General features: G+C 56.4%; 23 protein-coding genes. 4 read left to right on the top strand and 19 right to left on the bottom strand.

Going from position 1 to position 24,566, the window contains the following annotated elements; genetic code table 11:
* Nucleotides 1-205: 205 nt before the first annotated feature.
* Nucleotides 206-730, bottom strand: coding sequence for a DUF421 domain-containing protein (locus KQ659_RS05525; protein WP_216689893.1), 525 nt, complete (start codon nucleotides 728-730; stop codon nucleotides 206-208).
* A gap of 190 nt (nucleotides 731-920) precedes the next feature.
* Between KQ659_RS05525 and KQ659_RS05520 the strand changes: the two genes are divergently transcribed.
* Together KQ659_RS05520 and KQ659_RS05515 are read left to right on the top strand one after the other, a co-directional pair.
* Nucleotides 921-3,119, top strand: a complete 2,199-nt coding sequence (locus KQ659_RS05520) for a penicillin acylase family protein (protein ID WP_216690750.1) — start codon at nucleotides 921-923, stop codon at nucleotides 3,117-3,119.
* 84 nt (nucleotides 3,120-3,203) lie between these two features.
* Nucleotides 3,204-3,392 carry a hypothetical protein gene (locus tag KQ659_RS05515; RefSeq protein ID WP_216689895.1) on the top strand — a complete coding sequence of 63 codons (189 nt, stop codon included), beginning with the start codon at nucleotides 3,204-3,206 and terminating at the stop codon, nucleotides 3,390-3,392.
* A gap of 69 nt (nucleotides 3,393-3,461) precedes the next feature.
* Here the strand turns inward: KQ659_RS05515 and KQ659_RS05510 are convergent, their stop codons facing one another.
* The 8 genes from KQ659_RS05510 to KQ659_RS05475 form a co-directional block, all read right to left on the bottom strand.
* On the bottom strand, nucleotides 3,462-3,968 hold the full coding sequence (locus KQ659_RS05510; RefSeq protein ID WP_216689897.1) for a cupin domain-containing protein: 507 nt from the start codon (nucleotides 3,966-3,968) through the stop codon (nucleotides 3,462-3,464).
* Between the two features lie 65 nt (nucleotides 3,969-4,033).
* Nucleotides 4,034-4,918, bottom strand: a complete 885-nt coding sequence (locus KQ659_RS05505) for a ChaN family lipoprotein (RefSeq protein ID WP_226915640.1) — start codon at nucleotides 4,916-4,918, stop codon at nucleotides 4,034-4,036.
* A 124-nt stretch (nucleotides 4,919-5,042) separates the two neighbouring features.
* A complete protein-coding gene (locus tag KQ659_RS05500) occupies nucleotides 5,043-6,437 on the bottom strand; it encodes an ABC transporter permease (RefSeq protein ID WP_216689899.1) in 1,395 nt (464 codons plus the stop codon).
* 9 nt (nucleotides 6,438-6,446) lie between these two features.
* Nucleotides 6,447-7,400, bottom strand: coding sequence for an ABC transporter ATP-binding protein (locus KQ659_RS05495; protein ID WP_216689901.1), 954 nt, complete (start codon nucleotides 7,398-7,400; stop codon nucleotides 6,447-6,449).
* Between the two features lie 150 nt (nucleotides 7,401-7,550).
* On the bottom strand, nucleotides 7,551-8,192 hold the full coding sequence (locus KQ659_RS05490; RefSeq protein WP_216689903.1) for a hypothetical protein: 642 nt from the start codon (nucleotides 8,190-8,192) through the stop codon (nucleotides 7,551-7,553).
* Between the two features lie 21 nt (nucleotides 8,193-8,213).
* On the bottom strand, nucleotides 8,214-8,720 hold the full coding sequence (locus KQ659_RS05485; protein ID WP_216689905.1) for an RNA polymerase sigma factor: 507 nt from the start codon (nucleotides 8,718-8,720) through the stop codon (nucleotides 8,214-8,216).
* 357 nt (nucleotides 8,721-9,077) lie between these two features.
* Nucleotides 9,078-10,223 (bottom strand): molecular chaperone DnaJ, encoded by a 1,146-nt coding sequence (gene dnaJ / locus KQ659_RS05480; protein ID WP_216689907.1) that lies wholly within the window; start codon nucleotides 10,221-10,223, stop codon nucleotides 9,078-9,080.
* 146 nt (nucleotides 10,224-10,369) lie between these two features.
* Nucleotides 10,370-10,942 (bottom strand): nucleotide exchange factor GrpE, encoded by a 573-nt coding sequence (locus KQ659_RS05475; RefSeq protein ID WP_216689909.1) that lies wholly within the window; start codon nucleotides 10,940-10,942, stop codon nucleotides 10,370-10,372.
* Between the two features lie 203 nt (nucleotides 10,943-11,145).
* Between KQ659_RS05475 and KQ659_RS05470 the strand changes: the two genes are divergently transcribed.
* Complete coding sequence (locus KQ659_RS05470; protein WP_216689911.1) at nucleotides 11,146-11,775, top strand: GIY-YIG nuclease family protein; 630 nt, start codon at nucleotides 11,146-11,148, stop codon at nucleotides 11,773-11,775.
* 6 nt (nucleotides 11,776-11,781) lie between these two features.
* Here KQ659_RS05470 and obgE read toward each other — a convergent pair whose 3' ends face one another.
* From obgE to rffA, 6 genes are all read right to left on the bottom strand, one after another.
* Nucleotides 11,782-12,771: a GTPase ObgE gene (obgE, locus tag KQ659_RS05465; protein ID WP_216689913.1), complete on the bottom strand. Its 990-nt coding sequence runs from the start codon at nucleotides 12,769-12,771 to the stop codon at nucleotides 11,782-11,784.
* A gap of 131 nt (nucleotides 12,772-12,902) precedes the next feature.
* The gene (locus tag KQ659_RS05460; protein WP_216689915.1) at nucleotides 12,903-13,526 is read right to left on the bottom strand and encodes an adenylate kinase; all 624 of its coding nucleotides are present in this window, start codon (nucleotides 13,524-13,526) and stop codon (nucleotides 12,903-12,905) included.
* A gap of 75 nt (nucleotides 13,527-13,601) precedes the next feature.
* On the bottom strand, nucleotides 13,602-14,141 hold the full coding sequence (locus tag KQ659_RS05455) for a phosphoribosyltransferase (protein WP_216689916.1): 540 nt from the start codon (nucleotides 14,139-14,141) through the stop codon (nucleotides 13,602-13,604).
* Nucleotides 14,142-14,299: 158 nt separating this feature from the next.
* Nucleotides 14,300-16,564: a sodium-translocating pyrophosphatase gene (locus tag KQ659_RS05450; RefSeq protein ID WP_216689918.1), complete on the bottom strand. Its 2,265-nt coding sequence runs from the start codon at nucleotides 16,562-16,564 to the stop codon at nucleotides 14,300-14,302.
* An 898-nt stretch (nucleotides 16,565-17,462) separates the two neighbouring features.
* On the bottom strand, nucleotides 17,463-18,878 hold the full coding sequence (locus KQ659_RS05445; RefSeq protein ID WP_216689919.1) for a glycosyltransferase family 39 protein: 1,416 nt from the start codon (nucleotides 18,876-18,878) through the stop codon (nucleotides 17,463-17,465).
* Nucleotides 18,879-19,009: 131 nt separating this feature from the next.
* Nucleotides 19,010-20,152 (bottom strand): dTDP-4-amino-4,6-dideoxygalactose transaminase, encoded by a 1,143-nt coding sequence (gene rffA, locus KQ659_RS05440; RefSeq protein WP_216689921.1) that lies wholly within the window; start codon nucleotides 20,150-20,152, stop codon nucleotides 19,010-19,012.
* A 169-nt stretch (nucleotides 20,153-20,321) separates the two neighbouring features.
* Between rffA and KQ659_RS05435 the strand changes: the two genes are divergently transcribed.
* Entirely contained in the window at nucleotides 20,322-21,434 is a 1,113-nt protein-coding gene (locus tag KQ659_RS05435; RefSeq protein WP_216689923.1) for an IS4 family transposase, read from the top strand.
* Here KQ659_RS05435 and KQ659_RS05430 read toward each other — a convergent pair.
* The 4 genes from KQ659_RS05430 to KQ659_RS05415 all read right to left on the bottom strand — a co-directional run bounded on the left by KQ659_RS05430 (nucleotide 21,414) and on the right by KQ659_RS05415 (nucleotide 24,374).
* Complete coding sequence (locus tag KQ659_RS05430) at nucleotides 21,414-22,298, bottom strand: IS3 family transposase (protein ID WP_216689925.1); 885 nt, start codon at nucleotides 22,296-22,298, stop codon at nucleotides 21,414-21,416. The genes KQ659_RS05435 and KQ659_RS05430 overlap by 21 nt on opposite strands.
* Nucleotides 22,295-22,579, bottom strand: a complete 285-nt coding sequence (locus KQ659_RS05425) for a transposase (protein ID WP_216689926.1) — start codon at nucleotides 22,577-22,579, stop codon at nucleotides 22,295-22,297. Before KQ659_RS05425 ends, KQ659_RS05430 begins: the two co-directional genes overlap by 4 nt.
* 119 nt (nucleotides 22,580-22,698) lie before the next feature.
* Nucleotides 22,699-23,421 (bottom strand): GNAT family N-acetyltransferase, encoded by a 723-nt coding sequence (locus KQ659_RS05420; protein ID WP_216689928.1) that lies wholly within the window; start codon nucleotides 23,419-23,421, stop codon nucleotides 22,699-22,701.
* Entirely contained in the window at nucleotides 23,418-24,374 is a 957-nt protein-coding gene (locus KQ659_RS05415) for a glycosyltransferase family 2 protein (protein ID WP_216689929.1), read from the bottom strand. Before KQ659_RS05415 ends, KQ659_RS05420 begins: the two co-directional genes overlap by 4 nt.
* Between the last annotated feature and the right edge of the window lie 192 nt (nucleotides 24,375-24,566).

The raw sequence follows: 24,566 nt of genomic DNA, 5'->3' as shown, positions 1-24,566 counted from the left end.
TTTATTTTAGTTATTGAAGCTGATTAGGAAGTACCCGAGAATAGAAAAACGTCATTCCGAGCGCAGCCGAGGAATCTCGCGTGAATAGTTGAACGACACCCAAACAACCCCGAGCGAGATTCCTCGGCTGCGCTCGGAATGACGTTCTGTTATTGCTGAAATCCCTAAGCAGCTTCAGATTACAATCAATTATCTACCCGAAATATTATTGGGGTATACCAGGCACATTGCCCAGCGACGACCCTTCGGCCGATGAGGCTTTGGATAGTGCGTTCAGGGTGCCGTCGTTTTCCAGGACTACGGCGGCGGCATCGGCCAGCGACGCAATGCCGCGCTCGCGCAGACTGGCCAGTACTTCACCTTCCGTAATGCGTTCGGCGCGCATGGCATCGGGCAAGTAGTGGCCGGTGTACACCAGCAGCGTGGGGTCGGATTTTACCAGCCGGCTCACCGCTTTGAAGCGCACCGACAGCCAGGTGATGCCGAACTGCAGGCCAATGAGCAGGGCGAAAGCCAGCAGCCCGTCGGCCAGGGCTACGCCCTTGCTGAGCAGCACCGTGACCAGCGTGGAGCACAGGGCTACGGTCACAATCAGGTCGAAGGCATTCATCTTCGACAGCGGGCGCTTGCCCGAGGCGCGCAGCATCAAAATCAGCCCTACGTATGCCAGCAGACCAATAATGAGCGTGCGGACCAAACTGGTCCAGCTGGTAAAAAACAGGTTTTCCATGGAAAGCTGACGGCGAAAGTAGCTGCCGCGTTAGTTGGCGGGGGGCAGCCATGGGCTTCCCAGTGGGTTGCGGTGCGCGGGCTCTGGTGCCATAACGCGTCGGAGCCGGGCAAATCGCCGTACTTTGACCACTACTGCCCCTGGCTGCCGATGGCCGCAATGGCTTCATCCTTACTTTTTGCTTTCTATGATGCGCTTTCTGTTTGTGCTGAGCCTGTGCGCCGGCCTTTGCTTGCCTGGACTGGCTCAACGCTTTACCCCCGCCGAAGTGGCGCACTGGCAGCAGCAGGCGCGGCAGGTGCGCATCACGCGCGACAGCTACGGTGTGCCGCACATTTACGGCAAGACCGATGCCGACGCGGTTTTCGGCCTGCTTTACGCGCAGTGCGAGGATGATTTTGCCCGCGTCGAAACCAACTACCTCGATGCCATTGGTCGGCTGGCCGAAGTGGAGGGCGAAGCCCAGCTTTACCACGACCTGCGTGCCCGCATGTTTCTTGACAGCACCCAGGCCCTCAGCATCTATAAAAAGAGCCCAGCCGATATGAAGCTGCTGCTCGATGCCTTCGCGGCCGGCACCAACTACTACCTGGCCACCCATCCCACCGTGCGGCCCCGGCTGCTGCGCCGCTTCCAGCCCTGGATGCCGCTCATGTTCAGCGAGGGCAGCATTGGGGGCAATATCAGCGTGGTATCGCTGGAGCGGCTGAAGGCTTTTTACAGCCAGAAGAAATCGAGCTCCTGGATTGATACCGATTTTGGCCGCACCGACCGCGAGCCGGTGGGCTCCAACGGCTTTGCCATTGCGCCCGCCAAAAGCGCCAACGGCCACGCCCTGCTGCTCATCAACCCGCATACCTCGTTTTACTTCCGCTCCGAAGTGCAGATGGTGAGCCAGCAGGGCCTGAACGCCTACGGGGCCGTGACCTGGGGCCAGTTCTTTATTTATCAGGGATTTAATGAGCACTGTGGCTGGATGCACACGTCCAGCCAGGCCGATTCGATGGACGAGTACCTCGAAACGATTGAGGAAAAAGACGGCAAGGCGTTTTACAAATACGATGGCAAGCTGCGCGCCGTGACTGCGCAGAAAGTGGCGCTGCCCTACAAATCGGGTGATAAGATGCTGCGCAAAACTTTCACCATCTTCCGCACCCACCACGGCCCTATTGTGGGGCAGAAATCGGACGGGCAGTGGGTGGCGGTGCGCATGATGAACGCGCCGCTGGCCGCTTTGCAGCAGTCGTACCTGCGCACCAAGGCCACCGATTACGCCAGTTTTCAGCAGGTGATGAAGCTGAACGGGAACGCCTCTAACAACACGGTTTTTGCCGATACCAAGGGCAGTATTGCCTACTGGCACGGCAATTTCATGCCCCGGCGCAACCCGAAATTCGATTGGAGCCAGCCGGTAGACGGCAGCACGTCGGCCACCGAATGGCAGGGCTTCCACCCGGTGAGCGAGCTAGTGCAGGTGCACAACCCGGCCAGCGGCTTCATCCAGAACTGTAATTCCACGCCCTTCACCGTGAGCGGCCCCAGCAGCCCGGCCGCCGCAAAATATCCCAAATACGAAGCCCCCGACGCCGAAAACTACCGCGGCCTGAACGCCGTGCGCGTGCTCAGCAGCAAAGCCGTGGTCAGCCTCGACACGCTCATTACGGCGGCCGACGACCCGCACCTCACCGCTTTCGATGATATGCTGCCGCCACTGCTGGCTGCCTACCAGCCCACTTCGGCCGAAAAAGCCGCCGCGCCCGCCGTGGCCGAAGCCATTGCCACCCTCCGCGCCTGGGACCACAGCTACGCCCAAACTTCAGTGGCCCAAACGGTGGCCATCTACTGGGCCGAGCGGCTGCTGGCCAAAGCCCGCGCCCGCGTACCCGAGGCCCAGCCGCAGCTCGACTACATCAGCTTCGTGCGTTTCGCGCTGGCCAATACTTCGCCATCGGAAAAAATCACGACCCTCTCCGAAACCCTCGACGACCTGACGCGCGATTTCGGCACCTGGAAAATGCCCTGGGGCGAGGTGAACCGCTACCAGCGCCTCACCGGCCGCATCGAGGAAACCTACGACGACCAGCAGCCCAGCCAGCCGGTGGCCTTCACATCGTCGGCCTGGGGCTCACTGGCGGCGTTTGGTGCGCGCACGTATCCTGGTACGAAAAAACGCTACGGCAACGTGGGAAATAGCTTTGTGGCGGTGGTGGAATTTGGCCCGCGCATCACGGCACGCTCAGTGGTGACCGGAGGCCAGAGCAGCCGCCCCGGCACGCCGCACTTTACCGACCAGGCCGATTTATACTGCAACGGCCGTTTTAAAGAGGTGCGCTTCTACCCCGAAGACGTGCAGGCCCACGCCGAAAAAACCTATCGCCCCGGCGAGTAAGCGGCGTTTGTGCCAGGAAAGCGCGTTACGCCTCGACCAACGCAGCCCGACGTTCCGAAAAAATCATTTAACCCCCTACTGATAATGGACATCAAGTATCTCTCCGACGACAAAGGCAAAATCACCGGCGTGTTCATCACCATTGAGGAGTGGGAGCGGCTGCAAAAGCAGTACAACATCAGCGAAACTGCCCCGGCCGACTCCGGCACTAAGCTGCAACAGTCGCTGGCCGAGGCGATGAAAAAGGTGAAACCCAGCGATGATGAAGCGTAGCCAGGCTTTTTCCTGAACAGCAAAAAAGCCCGGCAATACCGAGCTTTTTTGTTGGTACCACAACGGCTTCTAGCGGCCGAAGTCGTCTTGCACGCGCACGATGTCGTATTCGTCCGAAGGATTGTTCGCGTCGGTATGCTGCCAGATTTCGGCTAATACGCCCCAATCCTTCAAGCCCACGAGGCGGTGGCGCTCACCCTGCCGCAGAATAATCCGCTCGCCCACCTGCAGGTTTTTCACTTCGCCCTGCTCATCAGAATCGCTGACGGCCACGCCCACCGGCCCCTGCACCACCTGCCAGATTTCGGCGCGGCGGTGGTGGTACTGCCAGCTCAGCCGCTGGTGCGGGGCCACTACCAGAATTTTGGGACTCAGTCGGCCCGAAATCCGCAAGCTATCCACCAACAAGCCATCGAAATAGGTATTGGCAAATTCCTGCGCCTGGGCCTCGTCAATCACAAAAAAACCACCCCACGGGCGCGTTGGGTCTTCTTTGGCAATAGTGAAGCCTTGCTGCCGAAGCTGCGCGGCCACTTGCTGGAACAGGGCGCTTTTTTGGGTATCGGTATGAGGCATGAGCATTGGCGCTGGAGTGAAAGCAAATATATCTACTTATCCATTACGGTTATGCATTGATTTGCTCAATATGTTTTGCTGGCATCGCCCGGCACCACTACCACGAAATCGGCCACGTTCACCTGCTCTTTATCCAGGGTCTTCAACTCCTCCTGCGTCACTACGCTGATGGTGCGGACGCGCAGCTTGGGCGCATACTGCCTCAACCAGGCCACAATGCCGTCGTGGTGGTCGGAGTGGTAGCTGCCATTGAAGTGAAGCAGGGTTTCGCCGGGCTGGCAGCTGGTTTCGATGAAATGGGCCATTGTCGCATCCTTCAGTGCCTGGGCTTGAATGATATTTTGGGCGCCGCCGCCGTGGGCGCTGCCGGCACCGCCGAACATAGCAGCCATGTTCTTGTAGCCGGGCAGGTCGTAATCCACTTTCAGGGGCAGCGGGGCGAGTAGGGCACGGTCGGCAGCGGGCAGCTTGTCGAGAGCGGTAAGGCTGCGCTGGGCCACGGTTTTGGCGAAGGGGCGCGGGGCGTTGGTGCCAATGACGGCGAGGTGATTCTCGCGGGCAAATTGCAGCAGCGGGCGGTAGTCGGTATCATAGTTGGGCCACGGGCGGGCCTGGCGCTCGAAAGCGGTATCGGCCAGGGTGCCGGCAGCGTACTGGGCCACCAGGGGCTGCACGTCGCGCTCAAACATTTCCATTCCCAGCACCAAATCACCGGGCTTTTTCAGCTTTAGCAAGTCCTTGGCTACTTGCAGTTCCAGCCAATGCGCCAAGGCGTCGTTGTGCTGTTCGCCGAAGAGGACCACATCGGCCTGGGCCAGCTCAGTCAGCATCTGGTCGTAGTCGGCGGGCTGGCCGGCCGCAGTGAAGAGGCGATAGGCCGGCCGGTCACTGGTGAAAGCGACACTGGCGAATGCAAGGCAGAAAAGGATAAACAGGCGGAGGGTCATCATAGTAAAAAGAACGTCATGCTGAGCTTGTCGAAGCATCTCTACTAATAGTAAATGAATTACTCGGGCAGTAGAGACGCTTCGACAAGCTCAGCATGACGTTCAAAGTTCGTCAAACAATGCTGGTTTATCCCTTATAAAACATCCACTTGCCCAACTCTTTGTACGTCACTTTCTTGCCGTACATCAGAATACCCACGCGGTAGATGCGGGCCGCCACCCATACCGTACCGATGAAACCGAGAATGAGCAGGAAGATGGACAGCGCCAGCTGCCACGCCGGCACGCCAAACGGCAGCCGAATCACCATGGCAATGGGCGAAGTCAGCGGGAATATCGACATCCAGAAAGCCACCGGCCCGTCGGGATTGCGCAGAATGACCGACACGCCCACGATATAGCTCAGGATGAGCGGCATCGTAATCGGAAACATGAACTGCTGGGTATCGGTCTGGTCGTCCACGGCCGCGCCCACGGCCCCGAACAACGCCCCATAAAGCAGGTAGCCGCCCAGGAAATAGACGATGAAACCGAAGAGAATAGTACCTAGCGGCAGGTTGGCTATTGTGTTGAAGAAGGCGAAACGGCCGGCCGAATTGGTGGCCTGGTCCTTCTGCTTATCCATCCCCTTGTCGAAAGTTGCCACCGCCGATTCCGGCTCGTCGGCAGCGCTGGCAGCGGCCGCGCCGGGCGCTGTTGGCGCAACGGCTACCTCCGTTTTGGGCTTGTCCTTGCCCATCAGCATGGGAAGCACCACCGAGCTCACGCCGAACGAAAGCACACCCCACAGCAGAAACTGCGTGAGGCCCACCGCCGCGATGCCCACAATCTTACCCATCATCAAATCAAACGGCTTCACCGACGACAGCATCACTTCCATGATGCGGCTCGACTTCTCCTCCCCCACCCCGCGCATAATCTGCACGCCGTAGATGAAGATGAACAGGTAGATGGCCAGCGCCAGCGCATAGGCCATGCCCGAAGTAGCCAGCGCGTTGCTATCGGCCTCCTTCCCGGTTTCGTCCAGACTCACGGCCTGCAACACCACCTTCGAGCGCAGCCGGTCAAGCTGCTCCTGCGAGAGGCCGGATTTCTTCATTTTCAAATCCGAAAATGCCTTATCGAGCGCATTTTTTACAGCAAGCTCCTTCTTGAGGCTGATGTTGCCCTTGCCGAAGAACTGCACGCCGGTGGGATTCTCCACGTCAAGGCCGGCGGGCAGTACCACCAGGCCATCGTGTTTGGCCTTCAGGAAGCCTTTTTTAGCCTCGGCCAGCGTGCCGGTGGCCGTTTCGAAGCGCAGTTGTGGAGTGCTCACCAAGTGGCTGGCGATGTTTAGGCCGCTGTCGTCGCGCACCTCCACCACGTCCGTGGTATCGTTGTCGGAACTGGCTACTTTGGCGATGATGAAACCGAATGCCGCCAGCAGCAGCGGCACAGCCAGCGTGAGAACGATGAAAGACTTTTTGCGAACCCGCGTGAGGTATTCGCGTTGGGCAATGAGGAAAAATTTTGAGGCCATGATGATGGATTAAAGCAGCGCGTTAGCGGTTTCGAGGAGGGTTTCGGGCATGGTTTCGCGCACGCGCCGGATGAATATCTCGTTGATGCTCGGAATTTTCTCCCGGAAAGCGGCTACTTCAATGCCTGCCGAACCGATGAGGTAGCGCAGCAGGTCGTTGGGCCGCACGCCCTCCTGCAGTTGCACTTGCAGGTAGAAATGGTTATTTTCCCGCTTTTTCTGCTCAATCACCCTGAAATCGGGGCTCGACAGCATGGGATGCCCTGTGCCCTCCACCTCGTAGGTATTGGTTTTAAACTGGTTGCGAATCACACCAATCGGCCCGTCCAGCACCTTGCGCGAGCGGTTGATGAGGGCAATGTTGTCGCACATCTCCTCCACCGATTCCATGCGGTGCGTCGAGAAAATAATGGTCGCGCCCTGGTTCCGCAGCTCCAGAATTTCGTCCTTAATCAGGTTGGCGTTAATCGGGTCGAAGCCCGAGAACGGCTCATCGAGAATAATGAGTTTGGGCTCGTGCAGCACCGTGGCAATAAACTGCACCTTCTGCTGCATACCCTTGCTCAGGTCCTCCACGTTCTTCCCGGCCCACTCTTTTATCTCGAACCGATTCAGCCACTGCTTGATGCGTACCGTGGCGTCTTCGCGGCTCAGGCCGCGCAGGCGGGCCAGATAGAGCAGCTGCTCGCCCACTTTCATCTTTTTATACAGGCCGCGCTCCTCGGGCAGGTAGCCAATCTGGGCAATATGGCTCGGGTTCAACCGCTCGCCACGAAAGCGGATTTCGCCCTCATCGGCCCCCGTAATCTGGGTGATGATGCGGATGAGCGAGGTTTTACCCGCTCCGTTGGGACCGAGCAGGCCGAAAATGTTGCCTTCGGAAATTTCAAGGCTCACCCCGTCGAGGGCAACGTGGTTGGCGTAGGCCTTGTGCACGTTGAGGACTTCCAGTATAGGTTTCACAGAAAAAAAGGTTAGTTGGCGGGTTAAATGTAGAAGAATGTAGCTGAGCAAATGTGTTGGCCACCCGGCCCATTTGCCAGCAGTTGGGCGCCAAGCGGGTTCTGGGGCTCCCCAAACGGTGAATAACGGGGATGAACGGGCCGGCCTGGGCTAGCTGGCCGCTTCTATTTCGGCTTCGCTCAACTCATGCAGACTGGCTTCGAGGCGGTCCAGATGCTGGCCATATACCCGTTGCAGGTACCAGCGGATGTACTTTGTCAAGGGCCAATACAACGCCAGACTTACCACAATCTCCAGGCCTAAAGCCAGCATCAGCCGCGACTGCGGAATAGACACCACGCCATTCTTGGGTTCTAGCAGTCCGGCAGTCAGCCCCACCAGCCCCGCCACCGGAATCAGTACCATCGTAAACCGGTAATAGAAGCGCATCAGGCTCCGCAGCCCACTCGTAACGCGCACAAGGTGCGTACGCAAGTCGCCCTCGGGCTTGGTGATACCGCGCAGCAAGCCCATCTTCCGATAAAAGTAGTAGATGCACAGCAGCGCTACCAAAGCCAGCAGGCACCCCATTGTTCGCAGCCAGGCAAATGGGGAAAAGACAATAAACCCCAGCGACACTACCAGAAAACCGGCATTGATTAACAGGTCTTTACGGGCATTATGTTGCAGCTGCCCCAAACTATCCCCCGACCGCTGGGCCAGTAGCCGGGCCACTTCGGCGGCATCGAAAGCAGCCGGTTCGTTGTCCGGCTCAGGCCGCTGCCATTGGCGGCGCAGGTCATCAAGTTCCATAGGATGGTACCGGTTTAATGGTTAGCAGGGGACTAATTGCTGCCGCAGCTTTTCCTGCACGCGGTGCATTTTCACACGCACATTGTTTTGAGTAATGCCAAGAATATCAGCTATTTCATCATAGGACCGGTCTTCAAGGTAGAGCAGCACAAACGCCTTGTCTACTTCGGATAAGCGGCCAATAGCCCGGTAAAGGGCGGCGCGGTCGTCGGCATCGGGCCCGCTATCGGGGGCCTGGGCCACGGCCAGCGCTTCGGCATCGAGGCCCACCGGCGCGGGATGGCGGGTGCGCTGGCGCAGGTTTGAGATGGCCACGTTCAGCGCAATACGGTAGAGCCAGGTGCTGAGCTTGGCATTGGGCTGGGGCACGTAGCGCGGCCACGCCCGCCACAGCTGCAGCACTATTTCCTGAAACAGGTCCTGGCGGTCATCGGTATCCTGGCAGTACAGGCGGGCCACGCGTCGCAGCAAAGGCTGGTACTCGTGCAGCACGGCAACAAAATCAGCAGACGGGGTGGCGGTGGCCATGCGGCGGGTAATGGTTTCAGGAAGTTTATCGCCGGGATAACGGTAGCATTACATCGGGCTAACATTTTTTAGCCCGCAGAAGGCGCAGAGGCTTTCGCAGATAACGCAGAGGCACAATAAACCCTGCCGAAGGTAGTTCGGCAGGGTTTCGGATGACGGCTCTATCTTTAGCCCAAGCGCGTTTGGTATGTCCCCCAGCCAGACCGGGTTTTCTTGAAAAAGAAGAAACCCCGGACTGTTAGCGCAGCCGGGGTTTCAGAAGTGGGGGGGGTATAGGGGACCCTTTACTTCTCTCTAGTTATGAGTAAGGAACGTCATGCCTCGCTACGCTCTGCATGACGTTCAAAAGGCGCGAGATTACGCGAAATACTCCTTTACTTTCTCGAAGAAGCCTTTCTCGTTCTTGCCGGGGTGGGGCGTGAAGTTGTCCGAGTCGCGCAGCTTCTCCAGCAGCTCACGCTCCTGGTTGCTCACGTTTTTAGGCGTCCACACGTTCAGGTGGATAAGCTGGTCGCCGCGGCCGTAGCCGTTCAGGTCTTTGATGCCTTTGCCACGCAGGCGCAGAATTTTGCCCGGCTGGGTGCCGGGGTCCACCTTAATTTTTACCTTGCCCTCGATGGTGGGCACTTCCAGACTCGCGCCCAGCGCCGCATCCACAAACGAGATGTATTGCTCGAACATGATGTTGTTACCATCGCGCTTCAGGAACTCGTGCGGCTCCTCCTCAATCTGAATGAGCAGGTCGCCGGGCACGCCGCCGCGCTCGGGGAAGTTGCCTTTGCCGTTCATGCTCAGCTGCATGTCGTTGGCCACGCCGGCGGGGATATTGATGGGAATCACTTCCTCGTGCAGTTGGCGACCTTCGCCCTTGCACACGTCGCAGGTGCTCACAATGGTTTTGCCTTCGCCGTTGCAGGTGGGGCAGGTGCTGCTGCTCACCATCTGGCCGAGCATGGTGTTCACCACGCGTTTGATCTGGCCCTGGCCCTGGCAGGTAGGGCAGGTTTTCATATCGGTGCCATTTTTGGCCCCGGTGCCGCTGCACGGCTGGCAGGCCACGTAGCGCTTCACCTTGATTTTCTTCTCGACCCCGTTGGCGATTTCCTCTAAATCAAGCTTCAGCTTGATGCGCAGGTTTGAGCCCTTCTTCTGGCGTCGGCCGCCGCCCTGGCGGCCGCCCCCAAAGAAGCCTTCGAAGCCACCGCCACCGCCGAAAATATCGCCGAACTGCGAGAAGATATCCTCCATGTTCTGCGGGCCACCGCCACCGCCGCCGCCCATACCTTGATGGCCATACCGGTCGTAGCGCGCGCGCTTGTCGGCGTTGCTGAGAACTTCGTACGCCTCGGCCGCCTCCTTGAATTTGTCCTCGGCCGTGGGGTCGTCGGGGTTCTTGTCAGGGTGGAATTTGATTGCCATCTTCCGATAAGCCGACTTAATAACGTCGCCTTCCGCCGTTTTGGTAATGCCTAATACCTCGTAATAATCGCGCTTCGTAGCCATCTTTTTTATGTTTGAACGTCATGCAGAGCGCAGCGAAGCATCTTGCTGGCAGTCACCAACTCAATCGTTCAACGAAGCGGGCAAGATGCTTCGCTGCGCTCTGCATGACGTTCTTCTATTTTTTCAACTCAATTCAAACCCTAAAACTACTGCCCAAGCACCACTTTGGCGTGGCGAATAACCTTGTCGCCCAAATAATAGCCTTGCTCCACAACGTCCACGATTTTCCCTTTCAGGTCATCGCTCGGCGCAGGAATCTGGGTGATGGCCTCGTGCAGCTCGGCATCGAAGTCGCCGCCCTGTGCTTCCATGGCGGTCAAACCCTTTTGCTGCAAGGTTTTGTTCAGCTTGCTCTGAATAATTTCGATGCTCTCACGCACGGCATTGGCATCGGTGGTAGCCTGGGTGGCGTTGCGGGCGCGCTCAAAGTCGTCGAGCACGGGCAGCAAGGCCACCATCAACTCCTGATTGGCGGTTTTGAACAGGTCGATGCGCTCCTTGCTGGTGCGGCGCTTGTAGTTCTCAAACTCGGCGGCGAGGCGCAGGTACTTGTCTTTGATTTCGGCCAGCTCAGCGTCGGTGCGGGAGGCCTCGGGCTGGGGCGCGCCGGTGGCGGTCATGTCCGGGTCGGTGCTTTCGCCATCGGCCATTTCGCCAGCTACGTGGGTGGGGTCGGCGGTCAGGTTGTCGTCCTCGGGGAGGTTATGCTCGTTAGCCATTTGCGGAAATATTCGTCGAAAGGGGTTTTTCACGGGGTTAGCCGGTTAGTCAGACTTCGGGCGCAAGGAGTGGGCCAAAGGGGCGCGGGCTGCCATAGTGGCATTAGCAGTAGCTTTACTTTTGCACTTCTAAAGCAGCCAATAATCTAATGAATCAGTTAAGCCAACAGATAATAGCCCACCAATTAAATCAATTCTCCCAAATGACTCCTCAATTGAGCGTCGTTTATGTTTTAACAAACCCAGCAATGCCAGGGATGGTCAAAATTGGACGCACGAGTCATGACGATGCGAAAACTCGCATTGACCAATTATATACAACTGGTGTCCCTGTTCCCTTTAAACTGGAGTTTGTTTGCAAGGTACCGAACTCGGAGGAGGTTGAGAAAGCACTGCATCTAGCTTTTGCTCCTCATCGTGTCAACCCTAAACGAGAGTTTTTTTCCATTGAGGCAACACAGGCCATCGCAATACTGAAATTGCTTCATGTCCATGATTCAACTGCTGAAGTAGAAAGTCAACCTACAATACTCGAAAAATCTGAAGTCGATGCCGGTATTCAACTTAGCAAAAAGAAGAAACCTAATCTAAATTTCGATGAGATGCAGATTGCCATTGGCTCGCTTCTAACATGCAAGTCCAATGAAGCAACCGTAGTTGTAACGACTTCCAAAAAAGTGAACCTGAATGGCGAAGAAATGTCATTAACGGCAGCTACACGCAAAGTTCTTGGAAATCAATACAACGTTGCCCCTTGCCCATATTGGCTTTTTAACGGTGAATCTCTCAGTATTATTTATGATAATACATATGGTGAAGATGACGATGAATAACTAACTCTACTCATGCAGCGCCTTCCAAATCATGTCCTTCAACGGCGTGATATTCTTATTCGTGAGGCTGGAAATGAAGATGGCGGGCACCTCGGCCGGGAGCGTCTGGCGGATTTCGGCCTCCAATTCCTCGTCAATCATGTCGGATTTGGTGATGGCCAGCAGGCGCTTCTTGTCCAGCAGGTCGGGATTGAACTGCTCCAACTCGCCGATTAGCACCTTGTATTCGGCATCGATATCGGGCGAGTCGCAGCTTATCATGAAGAGCAGCATGGAGTTGCGCTCGATGTGGCGCAGGAAGCGTGTGCCAAGGCCCTTGCCCTCGGCCGCGCCCTCGATGATGCCGGGAATGTCGGCCATCACGAACGATTTGTAGTCGCGGTAAGCCACCACGCCCAAATTAGGTACCAGGGTAGTGAAGGCGTAATCAGCAATTTTGGGCTTGGCGGCCGACACTACGGAGAGCAGCGTACTCTTGCCTGCGTTGGGGAAGCCTACGAGGCCCACATCGGCCAGCAGCTTCAGCTCCAGGATGATGATGGCCTCGATGGCCGGCTCACCGGGCTGCGCGTACTCCGGGGCCTGGTTAATGGAGTTCTTGAAGTGGTCGTTGCCCCAGCCGCCGCGCCCGCCGGGCACGAGGACGAGCCGCTGGCCGTGCTCCGTGATTTCCAGCAGTTGGGTGCCGTCGGGGTCGCGGGCCACGGTGCCGAGGGGCACTTGCAGCACGATATCAGCTCCCTGCGCGCCGCTGCGCAGGTTTTCGCCTCCGCCGTCGCCGTCTTTGGCGAATACGTGGCGCTGGTACTGCAGGTGCAGCAGCGTCCAGAGCTGCGAGTTGCCTTCGAGGATGATGTGGCCGCCGCGGCCGCCGTCGCCGCCATCGGGGCCGCCGTTGGGCAGGCCCTTGGCCCGGAAAAAGTGGTGCGAGCCGGCACCGCCTTTGCCCGAACGGCAGATGAGTTTGACGTAGTCGATGAAGTTATTGGAGGCCACTGGATTGAGTTATGGGTTATGGGTTAAAAGTTATGAGTTGGATTTTGGGGTAACGAAATGAGTTATGAACTCCGGGCTATGCGCCCGAAACTCATAACTCATAACTTTTAACTCATAACTGGCGCAGCCTGCTACGCCTTTACTTCTTTAGTCGCTGCCGTCGGGGTTTCGGGGGCAGCCACTTTATTCTTGTCAATCAGCCCGCAGATTTGGCCGAAAATATCGTCAATCGGACCAATGCCGTTCAGGGCGTGGAATTTGTTTTGGGCGGCGTAGTAGCCGGCTACCTGGGCGGTTTCGGTGTTGTACACCGTCACGCGGCGGCGGATTTTGGTTTCGTCCTGGTCGTCGGGGCGGTTGCTGGTTTTGCCGCGTTCCAGCAGGCGCGTCACCAGTTCTTCCTCCTGCACTTCGAGCGCAATCATGCAGCCAATGTGCGTGTTATGCTCGGTCATGAGGCGGTCGAGGCTTTCGGCCTGGGCCACGGTGCGCGGGAAGCCATCGAAGATGAACCCGCCGACCTGCGGATTATTTTTCAACGCACTGCCAATCATCCCGATAACCACAGAATCGGGCACGAGCAGACCTTCGTCCATGAGCTTTTTAGCTTGTAGACCAAGGTCGGTACCCTGCGCAATCTGGGCGCGTAGCAGGTCGCCGGTGCTCAGGTGCACGAGGTTGTAATGGGTGATGAGTTTCTGGCTCTGGGTTCCTTTGCCGGCGCCGGGAGGGCCGAACAGCACGATATTCAACATGTAGAAGACGCGTTGCGCGAGGGAGGTGATTTAGGTGGGTTTGGGCAAGTTACTCAATCGGAGGCAGAAACGTTGCTACACAGCTACGTATACATCGGCCAGATTGCGGCCTAAGCCGTCGTAGTCAAGGCCGTAGCCGACCACAAAGTCGTTGGGGATTTCCTGAGCCACGTAGCGCACCGACAGGTCGTGCCGCAGGCTGGCGGGCTTGAAAAACAGCGCCGCAATCTCGACCGAAGCCGGGCCTTTTTCCAACAGTGTGGGCAGCAGGTGGTGCATGGTAGTGCCCGTGTCCACAATATCCTCCACGATGATGAGGTGGCGGCCCTGCACTTCTTCGCGCAGACCCAGAATTTCCTGCACCACACCGGTACTATCGGTACCCTCATAAGAGGCCACGCGAATGAAGACAATCTCGCATTCGCCCACGAAGCGCTTCAGCAAATCGGAAGCAAACATGAACCCGCCGGTGAGCACGACCACGAATAAGGGCTTTTGCCCGGCATAGTCGGCACTGAGGCGCGCGCCCAGGCCGGCCACGACTTCATCCAACTGAGCAGCCGATAGATACGGCCGAAATTCCTTATTATGGATGGTGATGTGGGAGTGGCCCATGCGGCGCGGGAGGGGTGTAATGAGGATGCAAAGCTACAGCCGGAATCGGCCGCCACGTCAACCTTACCCCCCTCCCGCATTTCCGGAGAGCGCCGTACCCGGCAGGGAACATGCCCCGCAGTGGTTCCGTGAGATTGACGCGGCGGATGAAACCGCCCCTACTCTATTGTCCGCAACGCCGTGTAAATCACGCGGGCCGCAGCTGGCACAAAGGCTTCGGCGTAGCGAACGTGGGGCTGCAGAGTGGCTTCGATACGCTGCTTTTCCATCTGCACGGGGGCCATGCCGCGCTCGCCGCCTTTTTCGGCAATGTGCGGCGCGATAACCAGCGACACGATGCTCATCAGCTTAATGAGGATGTTCATGCTCGGGCCGGAAGTATCCTTGAAGGGGTCGCCCACGGTGTCGCCGGTGACGGAGGCTTTGTGCGCGTCGGAGCCTTTGTATTGCATCACGCCGTCCACCATCACGCCTTTCTCGAAGGATTTTTTGGCGTTGTCCCACGCCCCACCAGCGTTGCTCTGGAACATGGCCATGAGCACGCCGCTCACCGTGACGCCGGCCAGCAGGCCGCCCAGCACCTCGGGCGACGACGCATTTGAGAACAAGCCCCGGCAACCAAACCCCACGATAATGGGCGTGAGCAGGGCGATAGCGCCCGGTAAAATCATCTCCCGGATAGCCGCCTGGGTCGAAATGGCCACGCATTTCTCATACTCTGGCCGGCCGGTGCCTTCCATAATACCCGGAATTTCACGGAACTGGCGGCGCACTTCCTGCACCATGGCCATGGCGGCCCGGCCCACGGCGGCAATGGCCAGCGAGGAAAAAATGAACGGAATCATGGCCCCGATGAACATGCCGGCCAGCACGGGCGCTTTGCTGATATCGATGGACGTAATGTTGGCGGTGCCCATGAAAGCGGCGAACAGGGCCAGCGAAGTAAGCGCGGCCGAGGCAATAGCAAAGCCCTTACCGGTGGCGGCGGTGGTGTTGCCCACGGCATCCAGAATATCGGTACGCTCGCGTACTTCCTTGGGCAGCTCGCACATTTCGGCGATGCCGCCGGCGTTGTCGGCAATGGGGCCGAATGCGTCGATAGCCAGCTGCATGGCGGTGGTGGCCATCATGCCGGCAGCAGCAATGGCCACGCCGTAGAGGCCCGCCGCTTCGTAGCTAAGCACGATGCCGGCCGCCAGTACCAGAATGGGCAGCACCGTTGATTCCATGCCCACGGCCAACCCGCCGATGACGGTAGTGGCGTGGCCCGTGCTACTTTGCTGAATGATGCTATTGACCGGCCGCTTGCCCATGGCCGTGTAATACTCAGTGATGATGCTCATCAGCGTGCCCACCACGAGGCCCACCAGCACGGCGTAAAAGACGTGCATGGCATCGAAGCTGATGCCGCGAATGGTGAAATTACCGGTCGGCAAAATCCACATAATCAAGCCATAGGCACCGGCTGCTGACACGACCACCGAGATGTAGTTACCGGTATTGAGCGCACCCTGCACGTTGCCACCTTCCTTCACCCGCACGCAGAGAATGCCAATGAGCGAGGCGATGATGCCCATGCCCGCAATGGCCATCGGCAGGAAGATGGGCGAGAGGCCACCGAACTGGTCATTGGTCACGGTTACTTCGCGCCCCAGTACCATAGTAGCCAGAATAGTAGCCACGTAGGAGCCAAACAAGTCGGCTCCCATGCCGGCCACGTCGCCCACGTTGTCGCCAACGTTGTCGGCAATGGTGGCGGGGTTGCGGGGGTCGTCCTCCGGAATGCCGGCTTCGACTTTGCCCACGAGGTCGGCGCCCACATCAGCCGCCTTGGTGTAGATGCCGCCGCCCACGCGGGCAAACAGGGCAATGCTTTCGGCCCCGAGCGAGAAGCCGGTGAGAACTTCGAGGGCTTTTTCCATCTCCTGCCCATTAGCCATGCCACTGGGCACAAACATTTTATAGAACACAATAAACAGCGAGCCCAAACCCAGCACGGCCAAGCCGGCTACTCCCATACCCATCACCGAGCCGCCCGAGAACGACACGTTGAGCGCGGTACTGAGGCTGGTTTTGGCCGCCTGCGCCGTACGCACGTTGGCTTTGGTAGCGATTTTCATCCCGATGAAACCGGCCAGTGCCGAGAACACCCCGCCAATTAAAAAAGCAATGACGATGACGGGGCTGGAATTGCCGCTCGTACTACCCAGGTAGAAAAGAAAGGCCCCGGCAATCAGCCCAAATAGGGCCAGCACCTTGTATTCGGCCTTAAGAAAGGCGATGGCCCCATCGGCAATGTAGCCGGCAATGGTGGTCATGCGCGCGTCACCAGCATCTTGTTTCGTCACCCAGCCGGCACGCAGCCAGGTATAGAGCAAGGCAAAAACACCCAATAAGGGCACAGCGTAGAGGAATGGCGTCATAAAAAGCGAATGGGTGGGAAAATGTGATTTGAGCGGTTTTCGGTTCGCAAAATAGCGGAAATACTACCGAATCCAACCTTTTCTAACTGGAGCGGTTTCGAAGTCAGTGTACAATACTTAGCGTGGTCGTGTGGGCTGACACCTGGCCGCGCAGATGGCCACTGAACTCGTGCTCACCGCCCTGGAAAAAGCCTTGACCCTGCGCCAGCCCGTGCCGGGTCTCATTATCCACGCCGACCGGGGCAGCCAGTACGCCAGCACGACCTGCCGTGCACGCATCCCCCAAGCTGGGGCCGTGCTTCAGCCGGACCGGCAATCCCTACGACAACGCCCAAGCCGAAACTGGCTGGATTACTCTGAAAACCGAATTACTACCCGCCAGCAACCCGTTTGCCATCCTCGAGGTGGCCCTAGCTCTTGCGCCTGCCGCCGAGCTAAGGCACGCCGCTGACGCAGTTCGGCCGCCGTCCGTGGTTGGGTCCAGTTCGGCACTGCGGGCAACGGCCACGAGCGTGAGGGCCTCCCTCTGCTACTTGTAGATCAGTTCGGGATTGATATTGAGGGCGCGGGCGGCGGCTTAGTCCAGCGGCTTTGCTCAGCCAAGCGTAATACTTCGGCCTGGAAGGCGGCATCATAACGCAGGCGTTTAACGGGTTGGAGGCTGCCTTTCATAACGTTCGAAAGATAAGCCCTCTATTCTGTCCGGATTTACCCGACCACCTCAGACTATCGCCTGTTCTACCGCTTCCATCACCTGCTCATCCGTTAGGAAAGAAAGTCGCCAACCAAGTAGCTTTCCTCCACTTGGCTTGTGCCAACAACGTCTGGCGACACTCCCCTGTTTTTCGGACAAACTTTACCCAGCAGCCAGCAGCGAAGTCTTCTGCTTCCAGTGGCATCAGGCTATCTTTCCTTTAAGCCGATTGAACAGCCATACGAATGGCGTACCGGCTAAACTCAATATAGCAGCATCAGCCTGAAGCAGGTAGCGCATTTCGAGCTGGCGCAAGCCAATGCAAATAAAAAGGTACATAAAGACGAAAAAGAACATAACAGGCCAGCTATTCCGATTCTGACGCAGAAGAAATGCTCCCCAAATACATAGCAATAAAATAAGTGTCCGGTAGCCAAATAGCAGGCCCACAAGCCGGCTGCTACCAGCATTCATCAGCTGGTTCTTAAAAAACGCTTTTTTCAGGTTTAGCAAAGGTACCTCCGTCCAATACCGCAGCAAGTGTCGCTGCTTATACGAGTTGTTGAGTAACTTAAATCCGCTGGCTAGCTCAGCATTGCAATTCGCAGGGCTGTCATAGCGCTTCATATAGCGCCAATTGTAGAAGCCAGTACCACATTGCCGGGCCCGCGCAAAAAGCTGGTGCGCCTGTTCCCCCTCCGCACTGTCTTTGAAAACCCGTTGTGGAAAGACTGGAAGAGGCGCTTTACCGGCAATGCCATCCAGATAGGCGTCAGCGTCCGGACTCCACCCGTACACCCACGCACGGGCGGTATTCACATCCTCGGCATACCGGTCGTAGCCTGCCGTAGTGGGCTTGAGCAATATGAAACGATGCTGAAAAACATAATTACGGACCGGCCAGCCCACATAAAGCAACAGGAAGCCCATTACGGCCATCGTGCTCAGCCGAATGACGCTCCCCGACCCCTTATTAGCTGAATATATCCAGATAAAGACCGGTACCAACAGTGCCCCCAGGTACTCCCTCACTAGCAGCCCGGCCCCAACCAGCAGACCAGCGATGAGCGCATTACGGGCGCTGACCGGGCGCGTGGCCAACCACCAGAATGTTAGGATAGTTACAAAAGTAGCCAGAGCTTCCGAACCTGAAACCGTAAGCCACACTACCACAAATGGATAGCAAGCGTATAGTGCTGCTGATATCCAGGCTGCCCGAATATCATGCGTCAGTGCACGGGCAGTTGCATAAATCAGGTAGATGGCCACCGTATCGAGCAGGCACTGGCTGAATGCCACCGCCTGATATACGTGCTGCTCCCCAAAAATCAGGTAGTGGCTACCCCAGAAGAAAGGATAGCCCGGCAGGCGCCCAAAGGCAGCTTCCGGATTTAGTTGATTGAAACTATACACCCCGTGCTGCCACAGGTTTAGGAAGCTCCGCGTAAAAGAATCGGTATCGCCGTTAATAAATGGGCTGCTACCTCTGTAATAAATACCTGCCCCAACCCACAGAAATAGTAGTCTTAATACCAGTCCTCCCGTCAGCAACAGCGGTAACACCGCATTAGCGAAGCTAAAAGGGGAACGAACAGAATTCATTTCAGCGCGTGCGGACATAGTAGCAATTAATAAATACTGCTTTAAGAATAGCAACGGCCCAACGTTGGCCTAAAGACTGCTGAAATGGCGCATCTTGACGTCTTCCGCCCCAGCGCTCGCCTGACGACCAAATCCCAAAAAAGATAGATTTATGAGCCCGTCTGCTTATAGAACGATAAAATGGCATCCATAATCCGGGTTTGCTGCGCGGTGCTCAACTCATAGTAAAGCGGCAGGCGAATCAGGCAGTCGGTATAATGGTCTGCCCAGGGCAGCACCCGGCCATCATGATTTTCGAAATAGAATGGGCTGGTATGGAGCGACAAATAATGAAACACCGGATTAATATTCTGTGATTTCATGTATTCGATTAGCGCGGTACGCTCCGCTAAGCTACGGCACACCAAGTAGAACATATGCCCGTTTTTGGTTGCGAAATCCGGTACATAGGGCATTTCTACCCCAATAGCTACCAAGGGCTCCAGTGCACGATAGTAGCGCTCCCAGATTGCTACGCGTTTAGTCTGAATATCGCGCAAATTCTCAAGCTGCGCCCACAGGAATGCTGCGATTATATCCGAAGGCAAAAACGACGAGCCATGGTCAACCCATCCGTATTTGTCTACTTCACCACGAAAAAAAGATGACCGGTTTGTCCCTTTTTCTCTAATTATTTCGGCACGGGCAGCGAACCGCTCGTCATTAATGGCCAGCATTCCTCCCTCGCCCGAAATGATATTTTTGGTTTCATGAAACGAAAAAGCAGCTAAATGGCCAATCGTGCCCAAAGCCTTTCCCTTATAGTAGCTGTCAATCGCCTGGGCGGCATCTTCTACCACAAACAGATTATGCCGATTAGCAATCTCCATTATGGGGTCCATATCACATGCTATGCCAGCATAATGAACGGGTACAATAGCGCGCGTACGAGCAGTAATGAGTGATTCTAATCGGGCAGGGTCCAGATTAGGATTTTCGGCGGTACTATCGGCAAAGACGATGTGTGCCCCCCGCAATACAAAAGCATTGGAAGTCGACACAAACGTGTAAGATGGCATAATCACCTCATCCCCGGGTTTGATGTCGAGCAGCAGAGCTGCCATTTCCAGAGCATCAGTACAGGATGTAGTCAGCAGAACTTTTTTAAAACCCAGCTGCTGCTCAAAAAACTGGTGGCACCGCTTGGTAAACATGCCATCACCAGAAATTTTGCCGGATAGCACAGCCTCTTCGATATAACGGGTTTCGTTGCCTGAGAGGTAAGGTTTGTTAAAGGGAATACTAGAATCCATAGATTAAGGGCTGAGACACAAAGATAGTCGAATTGTACTACTCCCCAAAAACTGGACACTTTAGCGGGGCTTGTTAAGTAATATTGTACTCTACCCTACTAAAAATCGGGCATAAAAACGGGAAGGTTCGACCTTTGTAGTTCCTCAACTGCCAAAAGCACCCCTTCCCGTGAAGCATTGCCTCGTTGCCAAAATTACGACCCTTTTGCATTCGGCCCCGCTGGTGCGGAACCTGGCCCGCAAGAAGTTCATTGCCCGCTTCGTGCTGGGTCTCTTCAAAAGTCGAAACGTACAATTTTGCGAAGTGGCGCAGCATCTCAACGACGGCGCAAAACTGGCCTCGAACGAGACGCGCATCCAGGACTTTTTTCGCGAGGTCGACCTGGATTACCTGGCCCTGGCTGTGCTGCTGGTGGGCCTGCTGCCGGGCACGGGCAAGCTGCGCCTGTGCCTGGACCGCACGGAGTGGGACTTCGGCAAGTGCCAGGTAAACATTCTGCTCGTCACGGTGGGCCGCGGCGACTGCCACTGGCCGCTGTACTGGGAATTACTCGACAACCGCAGCGGTAATTCCAATGCGGCTGACCGCGCCGCGCTGCTGGATTTTTGCCTCCGGGTACTGGGCCCCGACCGGGTGGGGTTGGTGGTGGGCGACCGGGAATTTGTGGGCCATGCGTGGTTCAAGTACCTCAAAGACAAGGGTATTTTCTTCGTCATGCGCCTGCCCAAGCACCACTTGCTCACCGACCGCCACGGCCGCCGTCACGCCGTGGCCGACTGGGGCCTGCACCCGGGCCAGTGCCGCCAACTGGCCGCGTGCCAGGTCGACGGGGTCTGGGGCGGGGCGCAGGTCACGGCCCTGACCGGGGGCGAGTACCTGTTCCTTTTCGGCACGGCCAACGTCGCTTTTTTGGGCCAGTTCTACCGCAAGCGCTGGACCATCGAAGCCTGTTTTCAGAACCTGAAAGGGCGCGGCTTTGCCTTGCGCGGGACGCATTTGCAGTGCCGCGGCAAGCTCAAAAAACTCGTTGGCCTCGTGAGCCTGGCCTACGCGCTGTGTGTCAGCGTGGGCACCTGGCTCCACGAAAAGGTGCAACCCATCAAAACCAAAAACAACGGCTACAAACGCGCCAGTTTCAGCCGCCACGGCCTCAACGCTCTGCGGCAATACACGCGGCCCGGCCGCAGCACTGACCCGGCCTTCATTGCTAACATGAACGCCGTGTTTCGATGGATTATTTGCCAACTAACTCTTTATCAATTAACTAAAATGGTAGGGTAGAGTAGTAATATTGTTATGATTGAATGTTGTGTTGGTTTGGTAGACGTGGGCGGGCGTTTGGCCCCCGAGACTTTGATGGGGTCGGCGATGATTGTAGTAGGCAAAGTACGCGGTTAATTGCTGGTGCAGGTGCTGGCCGTCATCGGCCGGGATAAGATAGATATGTTCCCATTTGACCGTGCGCCAGAGGCGTTCGATGAAGGCATTGTCGGTGGCGCGGCCGCGGCCGTCGCGGCTGATGCGGCAGCCGGCGTCCAGCAAAGCTTGTTCGTAGGCGAGGCTGGTGAACTGGCTGCCCTGGTCGGAGTTGAAGATGTAGGGAGCCGGAGCATGGCGCAACGCATCACCCAGGGCTTGCAGGCAAAAGCCCACGTCGAGCGTGTTGGAGAGCTGCCAGCTGAGCACGTAGCGCGAGTGCCAGTCGAGCACGGCGGCCAGATAGAGAAAGCCCTTGGCCATGGGCACGTACGTGATGTCGGTACTCCATACCTCCTTCGGGGCGGTGGCCGGGCGGTCCCGCAGTAGGTACGGGTAGGGCGTAACGCCTTGACCAGGAATGGACAAGCGCGGTTTGGGATAAATCGGCTCGTGGCCCATCAGGCGCACGAGGCGGCGCACGCGCTTGGCATTGACGGCGTGGCCGGCCAGGCGCAGGTGGTCGCGCAGGCCGAGCACTCCTTTGAAGTTGTGGTCGGTAAACTCCTCATCGAGCAGGCGCATGAGCTCCAGGTTGTAAGCACTTTCTCCGCAGGGCTGGTAGTAGAAGCTGCTGCGGGCCAGGCCTAGGGCCTGGCAGCGAGCGGCGACCGAGCTACCGGCCGGGTCCGAGGCCTGAACCAGGACCCGTTGTTGGGCCGTGCTCATCGGGGTAGCGTTTTTTTTAGCAGCGCGTTTTCCATTTGCAACCGACCGATGGCCGCGTAGAGGGGCTCGACGTCGGGTAAGGGCATGCCGGCCGCAGGCGCTTCGGTGAAAACCTGGGTGGCCTGCTCACGCAGTTGCAGCTTCCAACGGGTGATTTGAGCGGTAGCCAATTGGTAGTGAGCGGCCAGCTCGGCCAATGGCTGGCGCTCGGTGAGGGCGGCTAGCGCCACCTCCGCTTTGAACTCGGCCGTATAGCGACGGCGGGTGCGTTTTGGGGTCATAATCGAGCTAAGCTAGCCCGCTTAACCTGTCCAGCTTTTGGGGAGTACTACAACAGTCTATTATGCGCAGGCGGCATATGGCCTCACTCGTAACTTAAAAGCTTTTTCAAAAAGTACTGCTATGGGAGCCAGATATGGTAAATATGAACTATAGAGTCGGTGCGAAAGCCACAGCGCTCGTAGAAACGACAGGCCCCTGAATTGGTAACCTGAGTTACAACCTGCAAAACCTCAACTCCCCAAGCATGTGAACGCTGATGAGCCGCGTCTATTAGCCGAGTGCCTATCTCTTGCCCTCTTGTCCGCTCATCCACAGCCAAAAGCCCAATATCAGCTCGAGTATTCTTAACGTTTAATGTTATCATGCCCAGTTCTTCGCCGGACCGGTCTGCTCGGTAGACCAATACTTCACGTGCAAGCTTGCCATTAACAGAGTTTTCAATCCAGCGAGTGTAGAGCCTCAAAAACACATCGGGAGCAAATCTAGCGTCATTTTGATAACGTGAGTGGTGACCACTCTGCAAAGCCAGCGATACAAGCTGCGCAGAAAGCTCAACGGCCACTTCAATACCTTGACCTAACTGCTGTGTTACGCCCGCCTTGACAGGCATAGCATAGGTAACCTTTTGGTCAGCCAGATATGCTCCAATAGCAAGGGCAGTATGAGCAGCAGTGACATCTGTTGGGTCTGCTGCCCAATACAAGAGATGGAAGCCTTGTAAGCGAGCTTCCCCAATCAGCTCGTTTACTGTCACTAATGTTGAATCGGTAGGTTGTAGCCGCCCCACCTTATATCCCAGGAATTCCGTATCCCAAGGTAATAACTCTAAAACAGAACTCATACTTCTTGTTGCGCTATAGCATTTCCGATGAAATCGTCGACCACATAAATAGGTCGGTTTTTGACTCCTTCAAACGTTTTACCCAAATACAGGCCAATAATTCCCATAATCAAGATTATTAGCCCTGAAAAAAACCAAATAGACACTATAAGGCTAGCGTAACCAAGCACCTGAATTTTGCCTTCAATAGCCTGCCATAGCATATAGATAGTGCCAATGAATGAGGTGGCCGATATCAGCAGGCCAAATTTCACTGTAAGCCGCAAAGGCTTATCAGAATAAGCCAGTATAATATCCAATGCCAAATTAACTAACCGCTTGATATTATAGCTGCTTGTTCCTTCAGGCCGCTCAGCATGCTCAACATCGAGGGTAGAAACACGAAAGCCTACCCACCGGGCCATAGCAGGGAAATAACGCGTACTTTCGCGCAATTCACAAATGGCATTAATCACTTTTCGATTATAAATACCGAAATTGGCGATGGCGCTATCCTGCGGTGTACCAGTCAAATAGCTTAGTATGTTGTAAAACAGATAAGAAAAAAGCTTTTTGAACGCCCCATCCTGCCTTTCAAATCGGCGCGCCAGCACTATATCGAATCCCTCCTGCGCTTTGGCGAGCAGTGCTGGTATCTCTTCGGGCCGGTCCTGCAGGTCGCAGTCCATTACTATTATCCACTCGCCCTGGCTATAATCAAGGCCGGCTGTAATAGCGCGGTGCTGCCCAAAGTTGCGACTGAGCCGTAACCCTCGCACGCGAGAGTCAAGATGCACTTGTGTTTGTATTTCCTCCCATGATTTATCCGGACTACGGTCATCAACTAATATAATCTCAAAATTAGTTGTGAGAGGTGTTACACTACGAATAATGCGAGCTACCAACTCCGGTATCATGGTATCTGTCCTATATACCGGACTTACTATGGAAAAAATGGGGGGAGGGATGTCCATTTAAAAATTAATTTGAACTATTAAACATGATGCGGAAAAATTGCTTAGATTGTCGCGAGCCGGTCAAAAAACGAACAGAACTCTAACCTCGCTCCAGGCACTTTCTTTGGATTGCTATCGACAGCATATAAGCATTTTTCCCGCATCAGCACTATTAAAGAGTAATAAGCGACAAGCTCAGTAAAACCCTGA

The organism is Hymenobacter siberiensis (assembly GCF_018967865.2).
Taxonomy (GTDB): domain Bacteria; phylum Bacteroidota; class Bacteroidia; order Cytophagales; family Hymenobacteraceae; genus Hymenobacter; species Hymenobacter siberiensis.
Note: the sequence above shows the minus strand (reverse complement) of the source record. Positions and strands in the feature narration are given on the sequence as shown.

What these genes read in the sequence shown, in the direction of transcription:
- KQ659_RS05485 (WP_216689905.1), bottom strand. Translation starts at nt 8,720, where the DNA reads ATGGCCACCGCCACCCCGTCTGCTGATTTTGTTGCCGTGCTGCACGAG.
- KQ659_RS05500 (WP_216689899.1), bottom strand. Translation starts at nt 6,437, where the DNA reads ATGGCCTCAAAATTTTTCCTCATTGCCCAACGCGAATACCTCACGCGG.
- KQ659_RS05515 (WP_216689895.1), top strand. Translation starts at nt 3,204, where the DNA reads ATGGACATCAAGTATCTCTCCGACGACAAAGGCAAAATCACCGGCGTG.
- KQ659_RS05525 (WP_216689893.1), bottom strand. Translation starts at nt 730, where the DNA reads ATGGAAAACCTGTTTTTTACCAGCTGGACCAGTTTGGTCCGCACGCTC.
- KQ659_RS05505 (WP_226915640.1), bottom strand. Translation starts at nt 4,918, where the DNA reads ATGATGACCCTCCGCCTGTTTATCCTTTTCTGCCTTGCATTCGCCAGT.
- KQ659_RS05475 (WP_216689909.1), bottom strand. Translation starts at nt 10,942, where the DNA reads ATGGCTAACGAGCATAACCTCCCCGAGGACGACAACCTGACCGCCGAC.
- KQ659_RS05460 (WP_216689915.1), bottom strand. Translation starts at nt 13,526, where the DNA reads ATGTTGAATATCGTGCTGTTCGGCCCTCCCGGCGCCGGCAAAGGAACC.
- rffA (WP_216689921.1), bottom strand. Translation starts at nt 20,152, where the DNA reads ATGGATTCTAGTATTCCCTTTAACAAACCTTACCTCTCAGGCAACGAA.
- KQ659_RS05490 (WP_216689903.1), bottom strand. Translation starts at nt 8,192, where the DNA reads ATGGAACTTGATGACCTGCGCCGCCAATGGCAGCGGCCTGAGCCGGAC.
- KQ659_RS05445 (WP_216689919.1), bottom strand. Translation starts at nt 18,878, where the DNA reads ATGTCCGCACGCGCTGAAATGAATTCTGTTCGTTCCCCTTTTAGCTTC.
- KQ659_RS05510 (WP_216689897.1), bottom strand. Translation starts at nt 3,968, where the DNA reads ATGCCTCATACCGATACCCAAAAAAGCGCCCTGTTCCAGCAAGTGGCC.
- KQ659_RS05425 (WP_216689926.1), bottom strand. Translation starts at nt 22,579, where the DNA reads ATGACCCCAAAACGCACCCGCCGTCGCTATACGGCCGAGTTCAAAGCG.
- KQ659_RS05430 (WP_216689925.1), bottom strand. Translation starts at nt 22,298, where the DNA reads ATGAGCACGGCCCAACAACGGGTCCTGGTTCAGGCCTCGGACCCGGCC.
- KQ659_RS05470 (WP_216689911.1), top strand. Translation starts at nt 11,146, where the DNA reads ATGACTCCTCAATTGAGCGTCGTTTATGTTTTAACAAACCCAGCAATG.
- KQ659_RS05520 (WP_216690750.1), top strand. Translation starts at nt 921, where the DNA reads ATGCGCTTTCTGTTTGTGCTGAGCCTGTGCGCCGGCCTTTGCTTGCCT.
- KQ659_RS05450 (WP_216689918.1), bottom strand. Translation starts at nt 16,564, where the DNA reads ATGACGCCATTCCTCTACGCTGTGCCCTTATTGGGTGTTTTTGCCTTG.
- KQ659_RS05420 (WP_216689928.1), bottom strand. Translation starts at nt 23,421, where the DNA reads ATGAGTTCTGTTTTAGAGTTATTACCTTGGGATACGGAATTCCTGGGA.
- KQ659_RS05415 (WP_216689929.1), bottom strand. Translation starts at nt 24,374, where the DNA reads ATGGACATCCCTCCCCCCATTTTTTCCATAGTAAGTCCGGTATATAGG.
- KQ659_RS05455 (WP_216689916.1), bottom strand. Translation starts at nt 14,141, where the DNA reads ATGGGCCACTCCCACATCACCATCCATAATAAGGAATTTCGGCCGTAT.
- dnaJ (WP_216689907.1), bottom strand. Translation starts at nt 10,223, where the DNA reads ATGGCTACGAAGCGCGATTATTACGAGGTATTAGGCATTACCAAAACG.